Below are 25,526 nucleotides of genomic sequence, written 5' to 3' on the forward strand. Positions count from 1 at the left end.
ATCACCCGCCTACTCGATACCGTTCGTGCTGAGCCCGTCGAAGCACGACTGCCCCGAATGGTGATTTGCATAGCTTCGAACGAACCGGATAGAATGACGCCGGAATCGTTTCAGAACGGTCTCGCTCCAGGACTTCTCCGGCACCGGAGGGCACGCGCATGAGTTCCACTTCTTCGGCCGAACTTCTCAGCAATTTGCAGAGGGCGTTTCAGCTCGATGACACCCGTCAGATTCTCTCGCTTCTCGATAAAGCCGGAAAGGCCGACGACGAGCAACTTTTATTGTTTTTAATATACAAAGGCTTCGCCCATCCCGACGCCGACGTCCAGCAGAAGTGCGTCGCGCTCGTCCAGCCGCATATCGGCAAGGTGACGGAGCCGCTCCTGGTGCTCCTCAACCATCCGAACGAGAACGTCCGTTACTGGGCCCTTTCGCTTCTCGGCGGCGCGGGAAAACTCAACCACGACCAACTGGCCGAGGTATTCAAGCGCAACGAGAAAGACGAGACGAAAATCCTGGCGGCCGACCTGCTGTTTGCCGGCCCGGAAAGCCCGGCGACGTTCGAGCTGCTCATCCGGCATCTCGGCGACCCGAGCTGGGCGTTGCGGCGTCATCTCAACAAGCGGCTGGCGGCATACGGCGAAAAACTGCTGTCACCCATCAGCACGGTTTTCGCCGGGGGGAACCTGCACGAGAAATACTGGGCCCTCAAGCTGCTGATCGACCTCTCCGGCCCCAAGGCCATGCACAACATCCGGAAATTCCTGACCTCGAAGGATTTCACGGTCAAGCTGTACGCCATCGCGGCGCTCGAATACGTCCCGGGTGACCAGGCCCTCGGCTTCCTGTTCGCGACCCTGATGGAGGAGTCGCCGGTCATGCGGTACCAGGCCGCCCATATCTTCGCGACCAAAGGGGAGCGCGCCCTTGACGAAGCGGTCAAGTTCATCCGCGAGAAAGGCCCCGAACTGAAGGATGAGCTGAACGTCATGACCGGCAAGATCCTCGCGGAACGCAGCCGCCATTTTTTCAGGGAACAACTCGAGAGTGCCGATCCCGACGACCGGTTCTACGCTTTGCGCGCCATCGGGCAGAATCCAGACCAGGAAGGCGTCCGGCTGCTGGTGCGGGCGTTCAAGGATCCCGTCTGGATCATCCGGCGGCTGGCGTCCGACCTGCTCGCGAATCTCATCCCGCGGGCACACGAGGAGCTGATCGCGGCCCTCAACGATCCCTCCTTCGACACGATCTTCTGGGCGGCCAAAACGCTGGGCTCGGGCCGTGACGCATCGGCGGCGCGGCCTCTGCTGACGCTCGTCGATCACCATCCGAACCCGAACGTGCGGGTCTGCGCCGTGAAGGCGCTGTGCAAACTCGACGTCGAGTACGTGGCCGAGCTGCTCATCCTCAATTTCCGCGATGCGCCTCCCTCGGTCCGGACGGCGATTTCCGAGGGGCTGGTCCAGATGAGCCGGCTGAAGGTCATCAAATATCTTGTCATCTATTTATTCGATCGCGACAAGTCGATCTCGTTCTGGTGCGAGAAGACGCTCAAGGCCCTTCAATATCCGGCCCTTTCGAGCCTGCTCGGCATCCTCGTGACGCTCGACACGGCCCAGCAGGAGAAGTTCATTTCCTACCTGCACCATCTCAAGGCGGAGCAGCTGCACAAGATTCTCGGCCGGGAAAAAGTGACGATGGCCGACTTCGATCCCGACCAGCTGCCGAGCGACGAATACGTGCCGGTGCCGCTTTCCCAGTATCGCACTCTCGACGACCTGCTGGCCCAGCTCAAGGAGCAGCACGGTTCAGACCTTCATCTCAACGTCGGCCTGCCGCCGATGTTCCGCGTTCACGGCGAACTGACGCGTACCAATCTTCCCTCGATCACCGAGGAACGCGCGTCGCAGCTGATCCTGTCGATCTTCAACGAGGAGCAGCTCGAGCGATTCAAGTCACACTGGGAAATCGATTTTTCATACGAGGTGAAGCACGTCGGCCGGTTCCGGGCGAACATCTTCCGGCAGCGGCAGGGCGTCAGCGGCGTGTTCCGGCTGATTCCCACGCAGATTCCGACGTTCGAGGAGCTCGGCCTGCAGCGGTCGGTGTTCGAGCCGCTCTGCGAGAACCGGAACGGGCTGATCCTCGTGACCGGCCCGACCGGCTCGGGCAAGTCGACGACGATGGCGGTCATGGTCGATTACATCAACAAGTCGCGCCATGAGCATATTCTGACGATCGAGGATCCCATCGAGTTCGTGCATCAGCACAAGCGGTGCAGCATCAACCAGCGCGAGCTCGGCACCCACACCCACTCGTTCGCCGATGCCCTGCGCTCGTCCCTGCGGGAAGACCCCGACGTCATTCTCGTCGGCGAGATGCGCGACCCCGAGACGATCAAGCTGGCCCTCACGGCGTCGGAAACGGGCCACCTCGTCTTCTCGACCCTGCACACCATCAGCGCGAGCGAGAGCATCAACCGCATCATCGGCGCGTTCCCGGCCGACCACCAGGACCAGATCCGGCTCGAACTGGCCGGCGTCTTGCGGGCGATCATCTCCCAGAAACTGCTTCCCCGCAGCGACCGGAAAGGGCGCGTGCTGGCCCACGAGATGCTCATCTGCAACATCGCCGTGCGCAACCTGATCAAGGAGGCCAAGACCGAGCAGATCATCTCGATCATGCAGACGGCGTCCGGAGAGCACATGCAGACGATGGACCAGGCGCTCGCCCGCCTCGCCGCCTACGAGATCTGCTCCGTCGAAACGGTCATGCCGCACGTGCAGGACAAAAAATCCTTCCAGCAACTGATGCAGGGCATGACTCCGAAGTCGGGAACCCCGCACGCCGCTCCGGCTTCAGCACCCGCCGCCCCGGCCGCCCAGAAACGCCCCGTCAAACCCTGAGACCTTGGAAACCAGAGCCGCATCATCATTCCGTTCGTGCTGAGCCTGTCGAAGCACGAATGCCCCCTCGCCCCCTTCGGCAGACTCAGGGCAGGCTTCGACAAGCTCAGGGCGAACGGTCTCACCTCATGAAAAGGCCCTGTGCCGTCAGGCCCGCCACCTCAGGCGAAGGGTCAGGGAGTTGAGGACGACGGAGATGGAGGAGAGGGCCATCGTCATGCCTGCTACGGCGGGCGTGAGGCTGTAGCCGGGGCCCCAGAAGGGCTCCAGCAGGCCGGCCGCGAGGGGCAGGGTCAGGATGTTGTAGAAGACGGCCCAGGCCAGGTTCTGGCGGATCTTCGCGATCGTCGCGCGGGAGAGGTCGACGGCGAACGGGACGAGGGACAGGTCGCGGCGCACCAGCACGAGGTCGACGGCCTCGCGGGCCGCGTCAGCGCCGGAGCCGAGGGCGATCCCCACCGTGGCGGCGGAAAGCGCCGGCGCGTCGTTGATCCCGTCGCCCACGAACGCGGTCGGGCCGCGCCCGATGTATTCGCGCAGGATTTCCAGCTTCTGCCCGGGAAGCACGCCCGCACGGAACTCCGTGATGCCGGAGGCGGCCGCGGCGGCGCGCACCGGTTCCGGCCTATCGCCGCTGATGATGACGGGCTCGATCCCCGCGGCCCGGAGTGCGGCTGAAACGCCCGGTGATTCGGCCCGAAGCAGGTCGGCAAGGCCAAAGACGGCGACAACCTCGCGGCCCGACGCGGCGAACACGGGTGTCAGCGCCTTTTCTGCGAATCCGGCCGGGAGTTTCGGGGGCTTCACTCCTTCCTCGGCAAGCAGATGTTCGCTGCCGATGACCAGCCGTTCGCCCGAAGACGACACTCCGACGAGCCCGAAGCCCCGTTTTTCCTCGACGGAAACGAAGGAATGGGTATTATTTTTTTCTATATATTGAGAAAGGTTTTTATGAATGCCGTGCGACAACGGATGCAGGGACCGCGACGCCAGTTCGGCGATCGCGGGGGCGAAGCGCCGGCATCCGTCCTGCGCGAGCCATGCGACGTCGGCAACGGCGGGCACGCCCTCGGTGAGCGTGCCTGTTTTATCGAATAAAATATATTTCACGCCGGCGAGGGCTTCAAGCGACGAGGGCTTCTTCACGAGCAGACCTCTCGCCATCGCAATGCCGCTCGACACGACGATGGCCGTCGGCGTCGCGAGGCCGAGAGCGCATGGGCAGGCGACGACGAGCACGCTGACGGCGTGCATGAGCGCCGTGTTGAGGCCTTTCCCGGCGAACAACCAGCCGGCGAACGTCGCTGCGGCCAGCGAGACGACAACCGGCACGAAGACGTCCGACGCCCGGTCGGCGAACCGCTGGAGGCGCGGCTTGTCCGCCTGCGCGCGACGCATCGTCCGGATCAGGCTCTGAAGCGTCGACTCGGCGCCGCGGCGTGTGGCCCGCACGCGCAGTTCGCCGTTCAGGTTGACGCTGCCGGATACCACGGGCGAGCCGGGCGACTTCGCGACCGGCATCGATTCGCCGGTCAGCAGACTCTCGTCCGCCGACGAGTCGCCGGCCGAGACCTCGCCGTCGGTCGGGAAGCGTTCGCCCGGGCGTATCACCAGCTGATCTCCGGGCTCGACGGCATCGACGTGGATGTCGACGACCGCGCCGTCAGGGCCGACGCGGCGGGCCGTTCCCTGCTGGAGGTTCGTCAGGCCGCGCAAAGAAGCGGCGGCTTCGCGCCGGGCGACAGACTCGAGGCGTTTTCCGATCGAGATGAACAGGATGAGCAGGGCGGCCGCCTCGAAATGGATCATGCCGTGATGCCCCGCGAAAGAGGGCATGGTCAGGACGAGGGCCGAGTAGCCCCAGGCTGCGCCCACTCCGAGCGCGACGAGAACGTCCATGTTCGTGCTGCGGTTTTTCAGCGATCGCACGGCACCCGAAAAGAAATGCCGCCCGGAGGTCATCAGGAGAAGTCCCGACAGCACCATCTGGGAGAACCGGTTCGCCCAGGTATCGGCGGCGCCCATCGCGAGAACGGCGACGGGAAGAGCCAGCAGCGCGGTGAATGCGAGCCCGGCGCGGCCGGTTTCCCCGACCGGCTCGGCATCGAGGGGCCGGGCCTCGTATCCCAGGCTGACGATCTGTTTCCGGATCGTTTCGGGGTCGATCTTTTCAGGATCGAACGAGATTTCCGCCGATTCGTCGGCGAGGTAGACGCGGGCGGAAAGAATGCCGTCGAGCCTGGAAAGCCCCTTTTCGATGCCGCGCGAGCAGTTCGCGCAGCTCATTCCCCCGATGAGCAGGAAGAGATCTGCCGGGGTGCGCCTCGTGGCGCCGGGCTGGTCAGAAGGCATCGCCCCGGGTATCGGATGCAGGGGCCGGCGGGTTGGTCTTCAGATGCTCGATGGTCTTTTTCACGGTCTCGAGGGTTTCGCCCTCACCCATGCCGTGCAGTCTGCCGTCGGGATCGACGGGCCAGGCGCCCTGGACGAAGTTATTCACCTGGAAGCGCCCGGGGGCTCCGGGCACCAGGAACACCAGCACCTGCCGGCGGGGCTTGAACACGACCTCATCCTCGAATCCGCCGCCGATCGTGTCGACGAGAATCTCGTCGCCGGGTTTCGCCTCGCCCTTCAGGGTTTCATGGACCGTGAGAACGTTCTCGACCTGCGCAAAGCCCTTTTCATCCGTGCCCGTTTCGGTGCTTTTCTTGAGGCTGACAACCGCGATGAGTTCCGAGCCGGCGATCAATTGATCGTTGGGGATGGTCTGAATCATGGCAAACGCGCCTCCGATCACGAGCAACATACCGAGCACAAGAGGAATCGTTCGTGCGCACCAGGAGTGTTTCATGACACTTCTCCTTTTCCCGGGGATGGGCTCTGGCGGTCGGCTGCACGCCGTCTTCCCCGCATAAACGCAAAACATCCGCATGCAGATTGCCAAAGCGACACGTTTCATTTAACCATGATGATAGCCAAAACACAAACCACCTCCACGGACATCCACGTGAAAATTCTGCAACTGGTGAACGCTCTCACCTGGGGCGGCGCGCAGATCCTGGTCTCGGACCTGGCGCGTGCAGCCAGGCGGGCCGGCCACGCCACGGTCATCGCCGCCTTCCGCGACGGGCCTCTCAGTGCCCCGCTGCGCCGGGAAGGCTTCGACGTCAGGATCCTGGGCGAGGAACTGTTCGACATCGCCGCGGCCTGGCGGCTTCTCGCGCTCTGCCGGGAGTTCCGCCCCGACGTGATCCACTCCCATTTGTCGCGGGCGACCTTCTGGGCCCGGGTTCTTCGGAACCGACTGACGGAAACCAGGCTGGTGACGACGATCCACGGCTTCGAATCGGGCAGGTTCCACTCCGTCGAAAAGCGCATGGCGAGCCTGTCCGACCACATTCTCTTCCCGAGCGGGTTTCTTGCCGACTGGTATGAGAAAAGCATCCACAAACTGCCGCCCGGCCGCGCATCCGTCATCTACCCAGGGGTGGAAACCTCGACGACGCCCCGAGCGGTGCGAACGTCGCCGGGGCGCCCCATCAGGATCGGAACGCTTTCCCGCCTTCATCGAGTCAAGGGTGTCGACATCCTGCTCGAGGCGTGCGCCGGACTGTGCTCCAGGTATCCCCTGCGGATCGTGATCGGCGGCGACGGGAAGGAGCGGGGCAATCTCGGGACACTCGCCGCGCGTCTCGGCATCGACGCCTGCGTGGAATGGACCGGCCCGGTTTCCTCCCCGAAGGAGTTTCTCGACACCCTCGACATCTTCGTCGCACCCTCGCGCGAGGAGGCCTTCGGCATCACGATTTGCGAAGCCATGGATCGCAACCTTCCGGTCGTCGCCAGCAGGGTCGGCGGAATCCCCGAAATCGTCCGTGACGGCGTCGACGGTCTTCTGGTGCCGCCGGAGGACAGGAATGCCCTCGCACGGGCCATCGAGCGGCTTCTGCAGGACGAGCCGAGCCGGCTCGCGATGGGCATCTCCGGCAACCGCCGCGTCAATGCGGAGTTCCGCCGAAAATCATGCCTCGACACGCACATGATATTATATCATAACATATTGCATCACTGGCCCGGCGATCGGGCCGCCGTCCATCTTGCCGTTTCGTCATGCGAACTCGGCGGCGGCGAGCGGTTGGCTCTTTCGCTCGCGCAGGCGCTCCGGCGTCGCGGATTCCGCATCACGGCCACCTGCGCCGGCGATCCGCTCGCGGCCAAGCTCAGAGAGTCGGGCATCGCGACGTCCGTCGCTCCGATGACGGCCGGCGGCTTGTTCTTCGGCGTCCGCCTGGCCCGGGACCTCCTGATTCACCGTCCCGATCTCGTCAGCGCCCACCTGAACCGGGCGGCCCTGGCCTCGGGCCTGCTGCGTCTCATCGGCGGGCCGAGCGTGATCTCCCACGTTCACGGCCTGAACCGGGAGATCTACTACCGGTTTTCCGACCATCTCGTCGCCGTTTCGGAATCCGTCGGCGAGCATCTCCGAAGCCAGGGCATTCCGCCTGAGCGAATTTCCGTCATCCCGAACCGCATTCCCGGAAAGCCGATGCATCGAACCGCTCCCCCGGCCCCGCCCTGGGTCGTCGGCATTCCCGCGAAACTCCACGCGAACAAGGGACACCGCTGGGCGTTCAATGCTATAGCAAGTAATATTCATAATCTGCCGGATCTGCGAATCGAGATTTTCGGCGACGGCCCGGAGCGCGCGGCCCTCCAATCCTTCGTCACATCAGGCCCGCTGAAGGGGATCACGACGTTTCACGGATTTGAGCCCGACATGGACGCCTGGTATCCGAAACTCCACCTGGTCATGCTTCCGTCCCTCGGCGAAGGCATCCCGCTGAGCCTGATCGAGCCGATGCGGTGGGGCCTCCCCTGCATCGCGACGAATGTCGGCGGCATTCCCGAAGTGGTCGAGGACGGCGCGAACGGCGTACTCGTGAAACCCGGCGACGAAGCGGGGCTGATCGACGGCCTGAACAGGCTTCTTTCCGGACCGGCATACGAGTCATTCCGCGCCGCCGCACGCGCGAAGTTTCAGGCGATCAATGATTTCGAGGGAATGATCGACCGGTTCGAGCACGTCTGCGCCGATGTTTCCGGCCTGCCCGGCTTCGACACGGCCGTCCCTCGCTCGTCATGAGCGGCCGGTCGATGCTCTTCGCGGGCGCCGTTCCCTGGAACGGCCTCCGACAGCGGCACCAGGCGCTCGCCTCGGGGCTTGCCGGCGACGGCTGGGACGTGACGTATCTCGATCCGCTGCTAAGCGGCGGCTGGGGAGCCAGGCTGCGGGAACTGGGCTGCAGGCTGAGAACGCTTTCGATCCGCGTTCCCTTTCGGGCCGCCGGATTTCCCGGTCTCCAGGCTGTTGCGATGAAACTTGCCATGATTCACCTGGCGGCGAACGGCGTCAGACCGTCCGAAACACGTCTCTGGGTGGGCGAACCCTCGCTTTCGCCATTATCCCGATTTCCTTGGAATTCGATCGTTTACGACCGGTGTGACAGGCACGGTGCGTTTCCGGGCCAGCGACGGCTCCCATGGCTCGTTCACGAGCAGCGGCTGTACCGGCGCGCCGATCTCGTGTTCGCCTCCTCGCCCCTGCTGGCCGACGAAGCCGCCGAAGCCGGGGCGGCTTCGGTTCATCTCGTGCCGAACGCCGTCGACGCGCGCTGGCTTTTTCCGCAGCCGCCGAAACGACCGGCCGGCCCGCCGTTCCGGCTGGTTTCGGCCGGTGCGCATTACGAATGGACGGACCACGCGTGGCTTGCAGCCCTCGCCGAACACCCCGGCGTCGAACTGCACATCGCCGGTCCGGGCCGGGGCCGGGGCTGGAAAGACCTGCTGGCCCGCCCCGGCGTCACCTGGCACGGCGTCCTCGACCATGCGGCGCTCCGCGAACTGCTTGACCGGTGCCACATCGGCCTGATACCGTTCCGGGACGATCCGCTGACGGCCGGGGTCGATCCGGTGAAAGCCTACGAGTATGCGGCGAGAGGGCTTGCCGTCTGGGCCCCGCGCATCGAATCCCTGCGCCGGCATCCCCTGGTCACACGGACACTGACGCCGGTCGAAGCGGCGGACCGGCTCGGAGCAGACGCCTCGCTCGCGCCTCTGACGCTGAGGCCTGCGACCTGGGACGACCGGCTCGCCGTGATTTGCAGATTGTTGAAGGAACGGAAGGGACGATGACCGCCAGGCACCTGCTGCTGATCGGCTTTTTCGGCGAAGGCAACCTCGGAGACGACGCGATTCTCCGGGGAATCGCCTCCGCCATGCCGCCCGGCACCCCGATCGTCGCCACGGCCGGCAACACGCCCTTGCCGGCCTGCGTCGCCGCCATCCGGCGGCGCGGCATCGCATCGTGGCCGTCGTTCATCGGCGCCCTGCGAGGCTCCCGACTTGTCGTCGCCAGCGGAGGCCTGCTCCAGGACTGGTCTTTCGAGGGCGTTTCCTTCTACGCCCTCCGGCTGTGCGCCGCGCGCCTGGCCGGCGTACCCGCGGCCCTGCTCGGCGCCGGCATCGGCCCCCTCCGCGGCAGGGCGGCGCGCAAGCTGGCAACAGCCGCACTTACGGGGATTGATGTCTGCATGCTTCGTGACGCCGAGTCGGTCGGTCTGTTCAACCGGCTGACCGGCCGCCGGGCCGACCTTGGCACAGACTGGTCGTGGGCATTGAATCCTGAAAGTCCGGATTGCACCGAGGCCAGCGGAATTCCTGACAATTCAATAGTTATAAATATACGCCCCTGGCTCACTCCCGACTGGCAGAATGCCGCCCTCCGTTGGTGGCCTCGCGCCGGCAACGCAAACCGGCTTGGAATTTCGGCCCGCGGGGAAGACCGGCGTCTGCTGGAGCATCTGTTCGCCGGCCTTCCCGTGCATGAACCCGCGAATTTTCCGACGCTGCTTTCGACGGCCGCCAGGTTCAGGGAAGGCTGGGCCATGCGATACCACGTCCTGCTCGCGCTGCTTCGGTCCGGCATTCCCGTCCGCGCTCTGCCGTACGATCACAAGGCGAGTCAACTCGCCGCGAACGCGGGCCTTCCGGTTCCCTCGCCGGCCGATCCCGAACCGCCGGAGCCGCGCACCGCCGATCCCGGCTTCATTTCCGCCGAAACCGGGAAAATCGCCGTCATGAGAGACCTCCTGCGACGGACCTGGGAAGACGTCTCATGAAAAGGTTTCTGAGCGCTATTTCGCACCTCTACGGCCGGCTTGCCCGGACCGAGCACCGGTTTTTCAAAGCCGTCCCCTTCCTCGTCGAACGGCCGGCCGCCTGCGTCATCAGCGTCGGCAACCTGTCGGTCGGCGGCACCGGCAAAACGCCGTTCCTGTTCGAACTCCTGTCGGACCCGTCTCTGCCGTCGAACCGGGTCGTCCTCACCCGCGGGTATCGAAGCCCCTGGGAGCGCGGCTTCTACCTCGTGACCGGCGCCGGGCCGCATCCGGAAGATCTGACGGATGAGACGCGCCTCCTCGCCGCCCTGTTTCCCGACGTGCCCGTCCTGGTCGGGAAGAACCGCGCCCATTCCGCGAGACAGGCGGAGCGGTGGTTCGAACCCGACGTCATGCTGCTCGACGACGGTTTTCAATACCGGCGGTTGAGCCGCGACATCGATATCGTTCTGTGGGACGCCCTGATGCCCGCGGAACACGCGCAACCGCTTCCGCTGGGCAGGCTGCGCGAGCCCCCCGAGCGCCTGCGCGACGCCCACCTGATCGTTCTCACCCGGTGCGAACTCGCGGATGATCCGACGAAGCGGCGGTGGTTCGACTGGTTCACCGCCACGGCTCCCCGCGTTCCCATCCTCGAGATGGAGACGAAGCCGGCTGGCTGGATCGACCCCCAGGGCCGGCGTCTCCCGGTCGGCGAGGGGCCGGATCCCGTTCTCGCGTTCGCCGCCATCGCGCAACCGGAAACGTTCGCCGCCCAGTTGAAGCGCGCAGGAAACACCGTTCTCGAGACCCGCGCCTTTCGCGATCACGACGCGTTTTCCGCGGATCGTCTGGCGAGCGTGGCGGAAGCAGCCCGGCGGCTCGGCGCAACGCCGGTCTGCACGGCCAAGGACCGGATCAAGATTTCCGCCCCGCAGGCGGCGGAGCACGGCATCTGGACGCTCGAGATCCGCATGCGTCCCGTCACGGGCGAGCCTCTGGGGGAAGCGCTGAAACGCCTCGGCATCGACCTCTCGCGCTGCAGGCGCACGAGCTGAAGCCTCTTTACCCCTGCAGAACAAAATCCAATTTCACGTTCCCGCTCGTGCTGAGCCTGTCGAAGCGCGAGAGGCTCTCGCCCCCTTCGGGAGACTAAAGACAGGCTTCGACAAGCTCAGGGCGAACGGGGGTGTTCATTCTGCAGGACTCGAGACGCTTCAGGGCCCGGAGGACCCTCCAAGGACTCATGACCGGCCGCCGGCGCCTCCACCGAAAGGCATTCCGCCGGCGGAGCCGGCCGGCCGAAGAAGCGGCGTCGGGCCAGAACGACGATGCTTGCGACGAGAATGCCGGCCAGCCAGCCGGCGGCGACGTCGGCAGGATAATGCACACCAATATATATTCTTGAATATCCAACAACGAACGAAACGAACGCGAATGTCGCGCCGGCGGGCGCCCCGGCTTCGAGCCAGATGACGGCGGCCGCGGCGGCGGTGTTCGCCGCGTGCGACGAGGGGAAGGACCTGCTGCTCTTGCAGGGAACCAGCAGACGGGCGCCCGGTTCCGCGCAGCAGGGGCGTTTGCGGCCGACGGATTTCTTGATGATCCCAGAGGTGACGTAATCGCTTCCTCCGATCCCGAGGGCGAACAGAAGCGCGAGAGCGCGGCGTTTCCCCTGCGCGCCGAAGATCAGCCAGAGCCAGGGAAGGATCAGGAACGGCGCCCAGAGTTTCGCGTCGGTGACGAGCGGCATGGCGACGTCGAGAAAGCCGCATGTCCAGACGCCGTTGAGCAGGTGGAACAGGGCCCGGTCGGCCGCGAGAATCGTCTCCATGGGCCGTCGGCCCTACTCGCCCATGTAGTCTTCGGTCATGACGGTCTCGAGGTTGTCGAACCGCGCGAAATGCGGGAAGAACGCCATTTCGCAGGTGCCGACCGGCCCGTTGCGCTGTTTGGCGATGATGACCTCGGCCTTGTTTTTGCTTTCTTCTTTCTTCTGATTATAATATTGATCGCGATACAAAAAGATGACGACGTCGGCGTCCTGTTCGATGGCGCCGGATTCGCGGAGGTCGGACAGCATCGGCCTCTTGTCGGTGCGCGACTCGACGGCACGTGACAGCTGGGACAGGCAGATGACGGGCACATTCAGCTCGCGGGCGATTCCCTTGAGTCCGCGGGAGATGGCCGAGATTTCCTGCACGCGGTTGTCCTGGCTGCTGCCGCCGCTCTGCAGGCTCATCATCTGCAGGTAGTCGATGACGATGAGGCCGATGTTCTCCTGGGCCTTGGCGCGGCGGGCCTTGCTGCGGACCTCCATGAGGGTCGCGTTCGGCGAGTCGTCGATGAAGATGGGGGTTTCCTCGAGCACCCCGGCCGTCATGGTCAGCTTCGCCCAGTCCTCGTCGGCAAGGAAGCCGTTGCGGATCTTCTGGCCGTCGATGCGGGCCTCGGACACGATGAGGCGCTGCATGAGCTGCTTGCACGACATTTCGAGCGAGAATATGAGCACGGGAACGGCGTTGACGGCGGCCACGTGCTGGGCGATGTTCAGACAGAAGGCGGTTTTCCCCATCGACGGGCGGGCCGCGACGATGATCAGGTCCGACGGCTGGAAGCCGGAGGTCATCTCGTCGAGCTTCGTAAAACCCGTCGCCACGCCGGTGACGGACTGTTTGTGCTCATACAGGCGTTCGAGCTGGTTGAACGTGTCGGCGACCAGGTCGCGGATGCGCACGTAGGATTGCGTCTTGCCCATCTGGGTGAGCTGGAGCACCTTCTGCTGCGCCTCGTCAAGGACGGTCTGGGCGACCACCTGCGGCTCGAAGGCGGTGCGTGCGATCTCGCCGCTGACGCCGATCAGCTGCCGAAGCAGGGATTTTTCCTTGACGATCTTCGCGTAGTGCTCCGCGTTCGCCGCCGTGGGAACAACGTTCAGCAACTGGGCCAGGTAGCTCGCGCCGCCGACGTCCTGCAGCTGGTTCTGCGCGCGAAGCTCCTCCTGCAGCGTGACCATGTCGCAGGGCTTGTTCGCCTGATACAGGTTCACGAGCGCCTGGAAGATGGCACGGTGAGAGGCCTGGTAAAAGTCGTCGGCGACGATGAACTCGACGGCCTTCACGACCGCATCGACGTCCATCATCATCGAGCCGAGCAGGGCCTGCTCCGCCTCGAGATTCTGCGGGGGAATTTTCTGGAACGTATCGCTCATCGTCTCACCTCGAACCCGTCGCCGTCGCGCACTCTTCCCGGATCACGTCGATTCTACCCCAAAGACCACGCCAAAACACGTCGCAGAAACTGCCGTTTTCGACAAAGAGATCCGAAGAAGACGGATCTTCTCCGGATCCCCTCGTCGATACAGACGGATCAGGCGGTGACTTCGGCGGCTTCCTCGGGGAGGACGACGAGCTTCACGGTAGCCTTCACGTCGGTGAAGAGCTTCACGGTGACTTCGTGTTCGCCGAGCTCCTTGATGTGCTCGACGACGACGCTGCGCTTGTCGAGCTGCATGTCGATCTTCTTGCCGATCAGCTCGGCGATCTCGGTGTTGGTGACGGAGCCGAACAAGCGGCCCTTCTCACCTGACTTGCGGGTGATCTTGATGGTGAGACCGTCGATCTTCTTGGCGACCGCCTGGGCCTCTTCCTTTTCCTTTACTTCCTGGCGCTTCCAGGAGTGCTTGAGCATCTCGAGGTTCTTCATGGTGCCCGGGGTGACCGGCACGGCCAGGTTGCGGGGGAACAGGAAGTTGCGGGCATACCCTTCGGCGACGCGCTTGGTCTCGCCGCGCTTGCCGACGCTTCCGACGTTCTGGATCAACAGGACTTGCATGGTAATTCCTCCTCAGAATTGATCGAAGAATGACGACTCTCCGTCGTCGTTGTTCACTTTTTTGGGCGGTGGGGCCCGGAAATCGAGCCACACGTCGGCGATGCCGGCCCAGACGAGCAACTGGGTCATCAGCAGGGCCAGGATCGACAGGCCGAACCGGTTCGGCGTGCTGATCTCATTTTTCTCGAAGAAGTAGAACAGCAGGGACATCCCGACGATGAAGTACAGGATCTTGCTGACGGCGATGCAGTTCGCGCCAATCACCCGGACGATGTGCCGGATCTCGATCTGAACGATCCCGTCGGCGCCGTTGTAGAGCAGCCAGCCGGCGAGGAACATCCAGATCAGCCTCCAGTCAAACCGCCAGCTTGAGAAGGCGGGAAGCGGCTGCACCACCAGCCCGTGCCTCGGGGCCGCCATCGACATGCCCAGATACATGACCGTCAGGGAGAACAGGTGCCAGCCGAAGAAAAAGGTCACCGGAACCAGCAGCGCGACGAACTCCATCCAGTCGCGGAACTGGCGCATCACCGCTTCCGTCGCCTCGGCGGCCTCGGCCGCTTCGGTCAAGCCGATGACGGAGGTATCGGAACCGGGGACGACCGCGGTTTCGCTTGGTGCAGCGCTCTTCGCGGAGACGTCGTCGCCGGGCGTTTTCCCGGGAGTCGTCGCGGCGGGTTTCGATACGACGCTCCGGGTGTTGAGCTTGCGCACCTGCTCTTCGAGGACTTTCGCCTGGCTCTCGAACACGCTTCTCAGCTTCCAGACACGGACGCCCGCATCGCCGAACAGCGGGGAAACACTCCAGAGACAGAAGGAAAACAGCATCGCGCCGGCAAGCGAGACCCCAATCGCCCGCAGGGCGGGCGTTCCCTGCGCCATGGCGCGCGCCAGCAGGCCCGCAGGAAGCAGCAGGGCCGGAACGAACAGGATTCCCGCCGCCGGGCCGCCGTAGGCCGTCAGCCCGGCGATCGTCAAACCGGCATACAGGACGAACCAGTCGCCGCCCCACGCCAGCCCGGCGAATACGGCAGGCACGCCGGCCGCCGCCATCAGCAGCGTAGTGAACAGCGGGGTGTGTAGAGAGACGAACAGCGTCACCAGCGTGAGAGCCGCCATGAGGGCGGTCCCAGCGGGACGCTGTTCGACGATCTTGTTCATGATGCGCAGCTCTTGTCGGGCATCGGCCGCGGTAAGGAAGCGTCCCTTCCGCGGCCGCCCGCGCCTCAGGCGGCGATGAAGGGCAGCAGGGCGATGTTACGGGCGCGCTTGATGGCGCCGGTCAGCATGCGCTGATGCTCGCTGCAGGTGCCGGTGGTGCGGCGGCTGACGATCTTGCCGCGATCGTTGATGAAGCGGCGAAGTTTGTTGGTGTCTTTATAATCGATGAACGTCGACTTGTCCTTGCAGAACTGGCACACCTTCCGGTGGCGGGGACGACGCATTTCGCGAGGGGAATCGTTTTCGGCCATGATACCTATATCCTCCAGAATTTTTCAAACAGACCGGGCCATGCCCGGCACGGAATTCGAATCGGATCAGAAGGGCACTTCGTCGCCGCCGGGAGCCGGATAATCGGCATCGCCGCCGCCGTAGTCGGGCGCCACGTCGCCGCCCTCGTCGGGGCCGCGGCCGGCACCGCCGGGACCGCCGGCGCCGCCGAGGAACTGGACGCTGTCGGCGATGATCTCGGTCACGGTGCGCTTCTGCTTGTCCTGGGTCTCGTAGGTGCGATTCTGCAGGCGCCCCTCGACGAAGACCGGCCGGCCTTTCGTGAGGAACTTGCTGCAGTTTTCACCCGACTTGCCCCAGACGACGATGTTGAAGTAGTTGACTTCCTTCTTCATTTCGCCGTCGCCGCCTTTGAACTGGCGGTTCACGGCAATCGCGAACTTTGCGACGGCCGTTCCCTGAGGGGTGTATTTCAACTCGGGGTCACGAGTGAGGTTCCCCATCAGGAACACTTTGTTGAGATTAGCGGCCATGCGCGTCGTTCTCGATTACTGGGGGCGGGCGGTGGTCATGAAGCGCAGGATGTTCTGATTGATCAGATAGAAGCGCTCCAGTTCGCGGAGAACGTCGCCGGTGCCCTTGAAGTCGATGAGGACGTAGTAGCCCTCATTGTGCTTCTCGACGGGATACGCGAGCATGCGCTTGCCCCAGCGGTTGACCTTCTCGACCTGGCCGCCGTAGCGGGTGATGGCGCCCTCGATCTTCGCAACGACAGCGTCGACGGCGTCCTCGGCAATGTTGGGTTCGGTGAAAAACAGGGTTTCGTAAGGTTTCACAGGGTCGTAATGACCTCCCTCCGGATGAATGAACATTCAGCCCCCGGCCTGACCCGGACGCGGGAGCAGGGAATGGTACCCTGCAGGATAACATGAATCGAATGCCGTTTCAAGTCCCGCTCACGGAAAACAGCGAGGCGGTTCACTCAATCGTCTCCAGGGGCTCGACGGGCGCGCCGTCGCTCCAGGTTCCGGTCGCGCGTGAAGCGGGAGTTCGCAGCAGCGCGTCGTCGCGGCTTCCGCCGTGGAACGCCGCGTCGATCAACCGGTCGAGGCACCGCCACGTCACCCACCAGTCGAGCGCGTCGGGCTGCCGGGCGGCATTTCGTTCGAGTCCGGGCGCCCCGAGCAGTTTCTCGAACACTTTTCCGGCCAGTCGCTTCAGCCTCGGAAAACGCGTCGGAGCACTCGGCTGGCCCGTCGCGCCGTCTATATCATACGATACATCTGCTGCCAGCGGGAAAAAGTGATCGGCGACCATCGGGGGCTCCCCGTGCCGATCAGACCGCACGAGCGCGATCACGTTGTCAGCCGAAGCGACGCCGGTCGCCCGGTCGTGGAACACGCGGCCCCGCTCGAGCGTCACGCGCCGGTCCTCGTCGCCGATCAGCGTCAGCAGCATCGTGCCGGACGGAATCTGCGCCAGGTCCTCGATGAGGCTCTTCGGCCGCAGATGGAGCCGGTTCGCCGACTCGCTGTCCACCGCATCGGCGCCCTCGACGCTCAGGACGGCGAGCGGCTTCGGCAATCCTTCGCGGGCGGCCACCGCGGCGAGATTCATCGCCATGCAGCCGCCCAGGGAATGGCCGGCCAGCACCATCCCTTCGGGGCGCGGCCTGGCGCGGCCCGGCTTTTCGAGTTCGGCAAGCGCACGTTTCAGGGCCGCGACGGCATGCGGCACCGGCTCGCGCACCTGCATCCGGCCCGTCTGGTAAACGAGCCAGACGACGATGTTCCCGCGTCGGGCGAGATGCTCGATCCAGGCGCCCTGCCCTCTCGGATTGATCCCCAGCCACCCGTGCAGGAGAACCACGAGCGGCGCCGATGCGGGAACCGGGTCGGCCGGCGTGACGAGAAGAAACGCCTCTTCCCCGGCACCCTGCCAGAGGCGCTCCGTCCGCGCGTGGGGATAGACCGGCGCGCCCGGCCCCGACATCGGCGGCCCCGGAGGAAGGGGTTTCCGCTCGGGACCTTCGACGGTTTCTCCCGGACAAATGCTTCCCAGGAGACAGAACGACGCGACAAGGACCATCAACGATGCCCGCCCCAGATATCGCCTTGCGTGATTCCGAATGTTCATGTCCGTGTCAAAGCCTTTTTGGACAGTGAGCGGCGAGTTCGCAACCGGCGCAGTCGGGCGTCCGGGCGGAACAGCGGGCGCGGCCGTGGAGGATGATCGCGTGAGAAAAGGCGATCCAGCGGTTCCTTGGGATCAGCTTCATCAGGTCGGCTTCGATCTTTTCGGCGTCCGTCTCGTTCGTGAGGCCGAGCCGCCAGGAAAGACGCGTCACGTGCGTGTCGACGACGACGCCGGAGGCGATACCGAACGCCGTGCCCAGCACCACGTTCGCCGTCTTGCGGCCCACGCCGGGCAGGACGACCAACTCCTCGAGCGTTTTGGGAACCATGCCGCCGTGTTTTTCGACGAGCGCTTTCGCGCACGATATAATATTTTTCGCTTTATTTCTGAAAAATCCCGTCGAGCGGATATCGTTCTCGAACGCCGTCTGATCGGCACGGGCGAAATCGGCAGCCGTGCGGTATTTTTCGAACAGCGTCGCCGTGACCATGTTCACCCGCTCGTCGGTGCACTGGGCCGACAGGATGGTCGACACAAGCAGCTGGAGCGGGTTCTCATGTTTCAGGGCGCAGTGGGGATCGGGATAGATCGAGAACAGCGACTCGAGCAGGGCCGGCACGCGGGCCGGCGCTGTTTTCACCGGATCGGTTCCGGCCTTCGGCGCGACGGCCGCCACGAGGTGCTTTCCCCGAGCAGGCGCCTTGGTTCCGGCAGCAGCTGCCGTCTTCGTTCCAGCCATTCGTTTCGCAGGCATCCGGTTCATCCTTTCCGCCCGGTTTTCCGTCCACGGAACCAGGCTGTCACCTCATCCGAGGTCATGCTGTTCAGAAGCTGTCCGGCTTCGAGGCCGCCCTTGCGGGCGATCCCGAGTCCGAACCGGATATAGGCGAGGCTCTCCCTGTCATGGGCATCGGGGCCGATGACGAACATCAGCCCCCGGTCGCGCCAGGCGCGGATTCGCCTCCAATCGAGATCCATCCGCTGGGGCTGGGCGTTGATCTCGACGGCGACCCGGTTGGCGAGGCACGCTTCGAGAACGCGGTCCAGCTCGATCTCGTATCCTTCCCGCGCGAGCAACAGCCTGCCTTCCGGATGGCCCAGCACGCGAGTGAAGGGATTTTCCACGGCCCTGATCACGCGGCGGGTCATCTCGTCGCGCGGCATCGTGAATCCCGAGTGAACCGAGGCGATGACGAAATCGAACCCCTCGAGAACATCCTCCGGGTAATCAAGCGATCCGTCGGGCCGGATATCGCTTTCGATCCCCTTCAGCAGGACCAAGCCGCCGCCGGCGTGCGTGCGGTTCCAGGCGTCGATATCGTGCCGCTGTTTCCTGATCGCCGCCTCGCCGAGACCACCCGCGTAATGGGCCGACACCGAGTGGTCGCTGATGCCGAGCCAGCTCCAGCCGAGCGCCCGCGCGCCGGCGGCCATGCCGTCGAGTTCCTCCAGGCCGTCGGAAGCCGTGGTGTGGGCGTGAATCGCACCCTTCAGGTCTTCCGCCCCGACGAGCGCCGGCAGCTTGCCGGTTTCGGCCCATTCCACCTCGCCCAGCCCCTCGCGAAGCTCGGGTGCGACCCACTCGAGGCCGAGCGCCTCGTAGACCTCCTGCTCGGTCGCCATGGGCGGCGCCGTTTCCCCGTCATACAGGCCGTATTCGTTCAGCTTCAGCCCCTTCGAGAGGGCGAGTGAGCGCATCTGCGTGTTGTGCTCCTTCGAGCCGGTGAAATAGCAGAGCGCCGGGCCCAGCGACTCGGGCGGAACGACCCGGAGATCGATCTGCAGGCCGTTTTCCAGCAGGATCGACGATTTCGTCTCACCCGCTGCGATCGTCTTCGATGCGCCGGGAAACCGCAGAAACGCCGCCATCACGGCAGGCCCGCCGTCCGTCGCGGCAAGCACGTCCAGGTCGCCGACCGTCTCCCGCCGGCGCCGGAAGCTTCCGGCGGCATGGTATTCGGCCCCCGGAGCCTCCCGGCGAAGCCATTCGAGCAACCGGTTCACGACCGCTTCCGCATCGGAAAAGAGAAAGCGGCCGCTGAACTTTTTGACAAGTTCTATACCTTCAATAATATTTTTAACGCTTTTTTCGCCGAACCCTTCGAGGGCGACGATCCGGCCATCCGAGCAGGCAGCCTCGAGCTTGGCCAGGTCATCGATGCCGAGTTTTTCCCGGAGTCGCGCGACCTTTTTCGGCCCGAGGCCGGGAACGCGCATCATCTCGAACAGTCCCGGGGGAAACGAGGCCTTCAGCTCGTCCATCTCGGCGAGTCTACCGCTTTCGATGAACTCCCCGACGTGCCTGCACATCGAGTCCCCGAAGCCTTTAGGCGGAGATTCGAGAAGCTGCTTCAGGGGAACGACCTGGGCCTGGAGCGTCCGCGCGGCGTTCCGGTAGGCGCGCACCTTGAACGGATTCGCGCCCGCAAGTTCCAGCAGGTCCGCCATTTCCTCGAACAGCGCCATCAGCCGTTCACGGGATTCCATCGCTCACCTCCCATTCGGACTCGGATGCACGGTATCGTCAAACATGAAACTCGGTCAACCGGGTTGCAATTTCGAACCAAATGAGGCAGATTGAATGGGTAGAATGGGCGGGCTGCAAAAGACACACAAGACCCGCCCACATCGTGAAAGGAGCTTGTACCAATGAAAAAAATGTCCCTGTTCCTGGTCGTCCTGGCCGCGTTCCTCTTCATGGCCGCCTCCGCCGAAGCCGGAAGCTACACGAAGCAGAACCATTCGCTGTATCTCGACGGCAAGGTTCTCGTCCGCTTCGACCAGCTTCTCCTGGGCTGGACCCGCGACCAGAAGGAAATCGACCGCATCCGCTTCAAGATGACCTGCCTCAAGGGCAAGGCCGTCCTGGACAACGTCGAGTACGTTGACGCCGCGGTCGACGGCAAGGAAGCCGTCCGCTGGGCCAAGTCCCAGTCCCCGATGAACCTCGATTTCTCCGCGAAGCTGGGCCACATGGATCGCGCCCATCGCGTCTCGATCGCGCAGACCACCGAGTTCAAGGTCGCCCCGTATGACCTGAAGACCGCCAAGGTGCGCTTCCACATCCAGGCGTCCGGTCGCAACTACAAAGTGACCTGGGTCCCGCTGACGGGCGAGGTTCACGCCACCTGGTAATCGGTTCGATCGACTGCAAGCCCCGGCCGATGGTGCGGCCGGGGTTTTCTTTTCTCGGGTTTTCTCAGGCCCGGCTTCTGCGCTTGCTGTACCGGAGTTCGTCCACCTGCCGCCGCAGTTCGTCGAACTTCTGTTGGGCTTTCGCGACGGCGCCGATCTCGTCGTAGATGCGTACCGGCTGAAACGCCGCAACGCCGAGCGCCGCCACCAGCACCGTCATCATCAGGCTGGAAAACCCGAGAACCCAGCCGTCCCAGCCGAGCAGGGAAAATGCGCTCCATCCGACGATCCAGACGACGATGCAGGCGGCGAACACGAAGGCGAGGGTGCAGAGAACCCGCACAGGCAGAGGCCCCTGAAACGCTTCGCGGTCCAGGTCGAGCCTGCGCCGCAGGATATCCTCGATCACCGGGTCGGGATGACGGCCGTTCTGGAGCCTGAGAACGACGGCGCGACGCCAGTCGAACGATTCGAGCCGCAGAAGATCCTGGTCGGGGGCAGGCTCGGCAGGCGGAGGGGATGACGGGGAAGGCGTCGCTGCCGTGTCAGCCGGCGCGGCGCGTTCCTGAGGCGCTGCCGGAGCGACCGGCGCTTCAGGCGGCGAAACCGGCTTGGAATCGGCTTGCGGTGCGACGTCGGGACACATGATGATCGGCCTCCGGATTCACTATACCACAAGAATCTGCGGATTTGCCCCAAAGGACGGGGGGGCGTACAATGAGAACATCGAAACGGAGGCGCTCATTCATGCTTGATTCACACTCCTTTTCCGTTCGCGCGGCCAGGACGGCGGCGTTTCTGCTCGTTCTCATCCCGTTCGTGACGTGCGGCTCGCCCGCCGGAGCCTGGTCGTATCACACGCACCGGAAGATCGTTTCCGACGCTCTTTCGTTCCTGCCGACAGCGTTTCAGGAGCGGTTCCGCCCCTTCAAAGACCTGATGATGAAAGGAGCGACAGATCCCGACACGTTCATCAAGGATTTCATGAACCACGTGTATCACGTCAACAGCCGCATGGGCCACGACTCGGCCGCCCGGATCGGCGCTCTCTTCAATCAGGCCGTCCAGCAGTTGAAAGAACGGGGACCGGGGCCGGAAGCAGCCTACACGATGGGCCTCATCGCCCACTACGTCGCCGATCTCAACCAGCCTCTGCACACCGCCGGAAGCGAAGCAGACGTCGCCGAGAGCGACTACCACGCCAGGTTCGAAAAGGATGTCCAGAGCCGGATGACGCACATCCCCGTTCCGGTTCCGACCGGGTATGATCCGGTGACGGATCCCGAACGACGCGTCATGGAGATGGCGAGATCCGCTTCGCCGCTTTACGGACGGATCGGTGCAGCCTATCGCAGCGGCAACGGCGTGTTCGATCTCGACGACATCGTCAACGCGCAGTATGCGGCGGCCGTGAAGCACGTCGCCGACTTCTGGCTTGGCGTCACGAACCTCGGCGGACAGCCGATTCCCCTGATTCCGCCGGCCGCCATCGAAACGATAAAGGCCGCCTCGGCGGCTCAGGATCTTCCGCCGCTTCAACTGAGCCGGGCGGAAGGCTTCCCGGCCTCGAAAAACCCGCTGATCGACATCAACACGGCGACGCTCGATCAGCTCATGAGCGTTCCCGGCATCGGCGAAAAGCGGGCGCAGGCAATCCTCGACGCCCGCAGGGTCCGGCCGTTCCGGTCAATCCGCGACTTGGCGAACGTCACCTACCCCGCGAGCGGGAAGAAAGCCTTCAGCGTCGGCCTTATCGACAGGCTGTCCGGACAGCTGACGGCGAAGTAGGCCGAGGCCTCACCTCGCCTGTTTCACGGCCTCGAGAGCGGCTTCGAAGTTCGGCGACTGCGTGATCTCCTTCACCAGTTCGGCATACACGACGGTGCCGGTCGAATCGACGACGAAGACGGCCCGGGCAAACAGCCGCAACTCCTTGATATGCAGGCCGCAGGCGTCGGCGAACGCCATCGAGTGGTGGTCCGACAGGGTCTTCACCCGGTCGATGCCGGCGGCGCCGCACCAGCGGGCCTGGGCGAACGGCAGATCGGCGGAGACGGCGTATATCGTCACGTTCGCGAGTTTCGCCGCTTCCTGGTTGAAACGCCTTATCTGGGCGTCGCACACGGGCGTGTCGAGGGAGGGCACGGTGGTGAACACGCGAACGCCCGTCGTGTCGGCGAGCGTCACCGGCTTGAGATCGACGCCGGCAAGCGTGAACCCGGGCAGTTTGCTTCCCTTCGCGAGCGTATTCCCGATGAGCGTGAGGGGATTTCCCTGGAACGTAACGGCACCCGCCTGTTCAATCATGACGAATCACTCTCCTATTCGCGTATCTTCCGGCGCTCCGGCCCGGTTGTCGGATCGAGCATCCCGGCGGCGTTGACAGGCGCACCGGATCACCCTATCATACCATACATGAGCGAAATGAACATTGAGAGTGTCACCCAGGGTGAGGTCACGATCCTCAGGACGCAGGGCTACCTCGACGACGTCAACGGCAAGCAGCTGAAGGCCATCTGCGAAAAGCTCATCGAGAGCGGCAGGAACAGATTCGTCTTCAACCTCGCCGGCACGCCGGCGATCAACTCGACCGGGTTGTCGATGGTTCTCGACGTCGCCGTGAAAGTCATCGATTACAACGACGGGAAGATCGCGATCACCGGTCTGACGAAACTGACGCGCACCGCCCTCCAGATGACCGGCATCCTGACCCTTTGCGATGCCTTCGAAACCGAGCAGGAAGCGGTCGCGGAGATTTCGAAGTGAGAACGAGCCGGTCCTTCGCGGCACGGCTGTTTCTCCTCGCCTGTTTGGCATTCGCCGCCGGCGCGACCGCTCCATATCATAGCGCAACGACCACAGCATCATTTTCCGGGGGCGGATCCGTCCTATATGCTCAGGAGCAGAGCGGCGCCGATACCGACGCCGCGCCGGCCGGGCCGAAGATCGACCCGGCCGACAAGATGTACGGCGAAGCCCACATGAAGCTCGCGAGGCGCAATTTCAAACTGGGCAACGTCGACCGAGCCCGTGAAGAACTCGACCTGGTCATCGAGCGCATCCCCACGCATGCCGAAGCCCGCTTCATGCGCGCGGTGATCGCGGCCAAAGCGAAGGATTTCATCACCGCCTGGCGCCACATCTCGATCGCCGAGCAGTCGGCCCCGAACCACCCACGCATCAAGGAGTTCATCGCCAGGCTCGAAAAGGCGATGCCCCGGCCCAGTGTCATTCCCGAAGAGGTCGCGGCGAGACCGGCGCCCGCCCATGCTTCCGAACTTCTCGGCGATGCAATCGAGGCGTTGTTTGCGAACAAAAAAGCCAGCGCCGGCGTCTCCGCCCTCGGATGCACCGGCATCGAGGAAACCGGCGGAAAGATCGTCGCGAAGCTGACCTTCGAGGGCAACGCCCCTCTCGACGAGAATTCGATCAAGGATGCGCTGAAAGAGGCGCTGAAAGCCGACGTTCCCGATGCCACAACGGCGAGCGCCGGCACGACGCTCGAGATTGTCGTCGGGCTCCCCGGTCTTCCCCTGCTGAACCCCGCGGCGAAGCCCCTTTCCAACCTGGGCGAACTGCTCAAGACAGCGTCCGAGGAGACCGACGTCGCCCTGAAGAACAGTTCCGAAAGCGAACCGGACGCGGACAAGCGCATCACCGGCACCTACACGATCGTCGCGGCCAACCTGCGCAGCGTCAACGATTTCATGCGCAAGTTGTCGAGTGAGGCGGTCGACTGCCGCATCGTTCACCTCGTCAACACGACGATGAACGAGCAGAACGTCTGGAAGGGCGAAGTCCGTTTCCGCTTCCTCGCCCCCTGAGGAAGGGATTTTCCTCTTCAGGAAGCCCCGCCCTCAGCCGATAGGTGTGCCGGATCCTTCATGCCTATCGAGCCGACTTCTTCTCATAAGCCGCAGGAAGCCTCTGCCGGCCGCCGTTTCGCCGGCAGAGCCGTCGTCGCGCTCCTGCTCGCGGCCGCCGTCGGCGTGTCCGGGTGGCTGATGATGGGCTCCAGTTCCGCCTTCACCGGCCGCGATCTCGCGGCCCTGAACATCGCCGTTCCGGCCGTCACCGCCGGCTGGCGTGCCCACCGGCGCGGCACCGCGGTCGGGCCGGCGATTCTGCAGGCGCTCGCAGGGGGCCTGTGTATGCAGAAGGCGATGGAAACAGCCGCGAAGGTTCGCGATGACGATCCCTGGCGTGCCTGGCGCGCGAAATTTCTGATGAACGTCGGAGCATCGCTCGCCGAGTCGGCGCCGGAAGGCAGGTTCCTCTATCGCATGGATTTCGGCCCCGTCTGGCTCGAGGCCGGTCCCGGCGGCTTTCGCTTCAAGCCAGGCCTTCACGGCTCCCTCGCCCCCCTGTTGAACCTGGCGGACGGCGCCCGGATCGACCCGGGCCGCTCGCTCCGTCTCGGCACGCTCGCCTACGAGCGGAACCGGAACAGGGACGGCACGATCGGCCGCAACGGTGCTCTCGCCTACAGCAACGCGAACAACTTGGTCACCAACCGGAACGGCGACCATGCCGGCCACGAACTGATCCACACCTTCCAGTACCGTCGTGACGTCTCGATCTGGCCCAGCCTGGGACAGTTGTTTCCCGCCATACGGTGCCGCACCGACCGGTGGGTCGACGACACCGGCTGGTCCGTCGCCTGGGGCAGCCAGTGCGCCGCATCGCGCATCGCCGGCCAGGATCGCGACTTCGACATCCTGATGGAGCGCGAAGCCTACGAACTGACCGACACCTACCGCAATTTCCGCTGACGTTCCGTGACGCCCTCACCAATACTCTTCGTCTCAGATATTAGGCAACAGCTATCACAAGTAAAATATAATTCCTCCAGACCGACATGGCACAGCCGTTCGCCCTGAGCTTGTCGAAGGGCGAGTGCATTCGT

24 protein-coding genes are annotated in these 25,526 nt (G+C 64.2%); 10 read left to right on the forward strand and 14 right to left on the reverse strand.

From position 1 onward, the window contains the following. The first annotated feature begins 158 nt into the window (after window positions 1-158). On the forward strand, window positions 159-2,906 hold the full coding sequence (locus tag PLU72_04585) for a PilT/PilU family type 4a pilus ATPase (GenBank protein ID HOT27443.1): 2,748 nt from the start codon (window positions 159-161) through the stop codon (window positions 2,904-2,906). A gap of 147 nt (window positions 2,907-3,053) precedes the next feature. Here the strand turns inward: PLU72_04585 and PLU72_04590 are convergent, their stop codons facing one another. Together PLU72_04590 and PLU72_04595 are read right to left on the reverse strand one after the other, a co-directional pair. Beyond that, on the reverse strand, window positions 3,054-5,258 hold the full coding sequence (locus PLU72_04590) for a heavy metal translocating P-type ATPase (GenBank protein ID HOT27444.1): 2,205 nt from the start codon (window positions 5,256-5,258) through the stop codon (window positions 3,054-3,056). Further along, window positions 5,248-5,682 (reverse strand): hypothetical protein, encoded by a 435-nt coding sequence (locus tag PLU72_04595; protein ID HOT27445.1) that lies wholly within the window; start codon window positions 5,680-5,682, stop codon window positions 5,248-5,250. The genes PLU72_04590 and PLU72_04595 overlap by 11 nt, the downstream gene beginning before the upstream one ends. 231 nt (window positions 5,683-5,913) lie before the next feature. On the opposite strand from PLU72_04595, the gene PLU72_04600 reads away from it, so the two are divergent. From PLU72_04600 to lpxK, 4 genes are read left to right on the forward strand one after another with little or no spacing between them, the layout of a single operon-like run. Then, complete coding sequence (locus PLU72_04600; GenBank protein HOT27446.1) at window positions 5,914-8,049, forward strand: glycosyltransferase; 2,136 nt, start codon at window positions 5,914-5,916, stop codon at window positions 8,047-8,049. Window positions 8,050-8,060: 11 nt separating this feature from the next. Next, a complete protein-coding gene (locus tag PLU72_04605) occupies window positions 8,061-9,098 on the forward strand; it encodes a glycosyltransferase (protein ID HOT27447.1) in 1,038 nt (345 codons plus the stop codon). Further along, a complete protein-coding gene (locus tag PLU72_04610; protein ID HOT27448.1) occupies window positions 9,095-10,084 on the forward strand; it encodes a polysaccharide pyruvyl transferase family protein in 990 nt (329 codons plus the stop codon). The genes PLU72_04605 and PLU72_04610 overlap by 4 nt, the downstream gene beginning before the upstream one ends. Further along, window positions 10,081-11,121, forward strand: coding sequence for a tetraacyldisaccharide 4'-kinase (gene lpxK, locus PLU72_04615; protein HOT27449.1), 1,041 nt, complete (start codon window positions 10,081-10,083; stop codon window positions 11,119-11,121). Before PLU72_04610 ends, lpxK begins: the two co-directional genes overlap by 4 nt. Before the next feature lie 116 nt (window positions 11,122-11,237). Here the strand turns inward: lpxK and PLU72_04620 are convergent, their stop codons facing one another. The 10 genes from PLU72_04620 to polX all read right to left on the reverse strand — a co-directional run bounded on the left by PLU72_04620 (window position 11,238) and on the right by polX (window position 19,972). After that, window positions 11,238-11,897, reverse strand: coding sequence for a phosphatase PAP2 family protein (locus PLU72_04620; GenBank protein ID HOT27450.1), 660 nt, complete (start codon window positions 11,895-11,897; stop codon window positions 11,238-11,240). Between the two features lie 12 nt (window positions 11,898-11,909). Beyond that, the gene (gene dnaB, locus PLU72_04625; protein ID HOT27451.1) at window positions 11,910-13,274 is read right to left on the reverse strand and encodes a replicative DNA helicase; all 1,365 of its coding nucleotides are present in this window, start codon (window positions 13,272-13,274) and stop codon (window positions 11,910-11,912) included. A 158-nt stretch (window positions 13,275-13,432) separates the two neighbouring features. Further along, window positions 13,433-13,897: a 50S ribosomal protein L9 gene (gene rplI, locus PLU72_04630; protein HOT27452.1), complete on the reverse strand. Its 465-nt coding sequence runs from the start codon at window positions 13,895-13,897 to the stop codon at window positions 13,433-13,435. 12 nt (window positions 13,898-13,909) lie between these two features. Next, on the reverse strand, window positions 13,910-15,058 hold the full coding sequence (locus PLU72_04635; protein ID HOT27453.1) for a DUF2232 domain-containing protein: 1,149 nt from the start codon (window positions 15,056-15,058) through the stop codon (window positions 13,910-13,912). 65 nt (window positions 15,059-15,123) lie between these two features. Further along, window positions 15,124-15,369 carry a 30S ribosomal protein S18 gene (rpsR, locus tag PLU72_04640; GenBank protein HOT27454.1) on the reverse strand — a complete coding sequence of 82 codons (246 nt, stop codon included), beginning with the start codon at window positions 15,367-15,369 and terminating at the stop codon, window positions 15,124-15,126. Between the two features lie 66 nt (window positions 15,370-15,435). Then, complete coding sequence (gene ssb, locus PLU72_04645; GenBank protein HOT27455.1) at window positions 15,436-15,882, reverse strand: single-stranded DNA-binding protein; 447 nt, start codon at window positions 15,880-15,882, stop codon at window positions 15,436-15,438. Between the two features lie 15 nt (window positions 15,883-15,897). After that, window positions 15,898-16,185: a 30S ribosomal protein S6 gene (gene rpsF / locus PLU72_04650; protein ID HOT27456.1), complete on the reverse strand. Its 288-nt coding sequence runs from the start codon at window positions 16,183-16,185 to the stop codon at window positions 15,898-15,900. Window positions 16,186-16,327: 142 nt separating this feature from the next. Further along, window positions 16,328-17,437 (reverse strand): alpha/beta hydrolase fold domain-containing protein, encoded by a 1,110-nt coding sequence (locus PLU72_04655; GenBank protein ID HOT27457.1) that lies wholly within the window; start codon window positions 17,435-17,437, stop codon window positions 16,328-16,330. A gap of 55 nt (window positions 17,438-17,492) precedes the next feature. After that, the gene (gene nth / locus PLU72_04660) at window positions 17,493-18,239 is read right to left on the reverse strand and encodes an endonuclease III (protein ID HOT27458.1); all 747 of its coding nucleotides are present in this window, start codon (window positions 18,237-18,239) and stop codon (window positions 17,493-17,495) included. Window positions 18,240-18,244: 5 nt separating this feature from the next. Continuing rightward, window positions 18,245-19,972 carry a DNA polymerase/3'-5' exonuclease PolX gene (gene polX / locus PLU72_04665; GenBank protein HOT27459.1) on the reverse strand — a complete coding sequence of 576 codons (1,728 nt, stop codon included), beginning with the start codon at window positions 19,970-19,972 and terminating at the stop codon, window positions 18,245-18,247. A gap of 162 nt (window positions 19,973-20,134) precedes the next feature. Between polX and PLU72_04670 the strand changes: the two genes are divergently transcribed. Further along, on the forward strand, window positions 20,135-20,620 hold the full coding sequence (locus PLU72_04670; protein HOT27460.1) for a hypothetical protein: 486 nt from the start codon (window positions 20,135-20,137) through the stop codon (window positions 20,618-20,620). A gap of 64 nt (window positions 20,621-20,684) precedes the next feature. On the opposite strand, the gene PLU72_04675 is transcribed toward PLU72_04670, so the two are convergent. Next, window positions 20,685-21,266 (reverse strand): hypothetical protein, encoded by a 582-nt coding sequence (locus PLU72_04675; protein ID HOT27461.1) that lies wholly within the window; start codon window positions 21,264-21,266, stop codon window positions 20,685-20,687. 101 nt (window positions 21,267-21,367) lie between these two features. Here PLU72_04675 and PLU72_04680 point away from each other — a divergent pair, with 101 nt between their 5' ends. Next, window positions 21,368-22,408, forward strand: coding sequence for a helix-hairpin-helix domain-containing protein (locus PLU72_04680; GenBank protein ID HOT27462.1), 1,041 nt, complete (start codon window positions 21,368-21,370; stop codon window positions 22,406-22,408). Window positions 22,409-22,417: 9 nt separating this feature from the next. Here PLU72_04680 and tpx read toward each other — a convergent pair whose 3' ends face one another. Beyond that, on the reverse strand, window positions 22,418-22,927 hold the full coding sequence (gene tpx / locus PLU72_04685) for a thiol peroxidase (GenBank protein HOT27463.1): 510 nt from the start codon (window positions 22,925-22,927) through the stop codon (window positions 22,418-22,420). A 117-nt stretch (window positions 22,928-23,044) separates the two neighbouring features. Between tpx and PLU72_04690 the strand changes: the two genes are divergently transcribed. The 3 genes from PLU72_04690 to PLU72_04700 are packed head-to-tail and all read left to right on the forward strand — an operon-like array spanning window position 23,045 to window position 25,392. After that, window positions 23,045-23,386, forward strand: coding sequence for an STAS domain-containing protein (locus PLU72_04690; protein ID HOT27464.1), 342 nt, complete (start codon window positions 23,045-23,047; stop codon window positions 23,384-23,386). Further along, entirely contained in the window at window positions 23,383-24,444 is a 1,062-nt protein-coding gene (locus PLU72_04695) for a hypothetical protein (protein ID HOT27465.1), read from the forward strand. The genes PLU72_04690 and PLU72_04695 overlap by 4 nt, the downstream gene beginning before the upstream one ends. Before the next feature lie 60 nt (window positions 24,445-24,504). Next, window positions 24,505-25,392, forward strand: coding sequence for a hypothetical protein (locus PLU72_04700; GenBank protein HOT27466.1), 888 nt, complete (start codon window positions 24,505-24,507; stop codon window positions 25,390-25,392). Window positions 25,393-25,526: the final 134 nt, after the last annotated feature.

Source organism: Candidatus Ozemobacteraceae bacterium, assembly GCA_035373905.1.
GTDB lineage: Bacteria > Muiribacteriota > Ozemobacteria > Ozemobacterales > Ozemobacteraceae > MWAR01.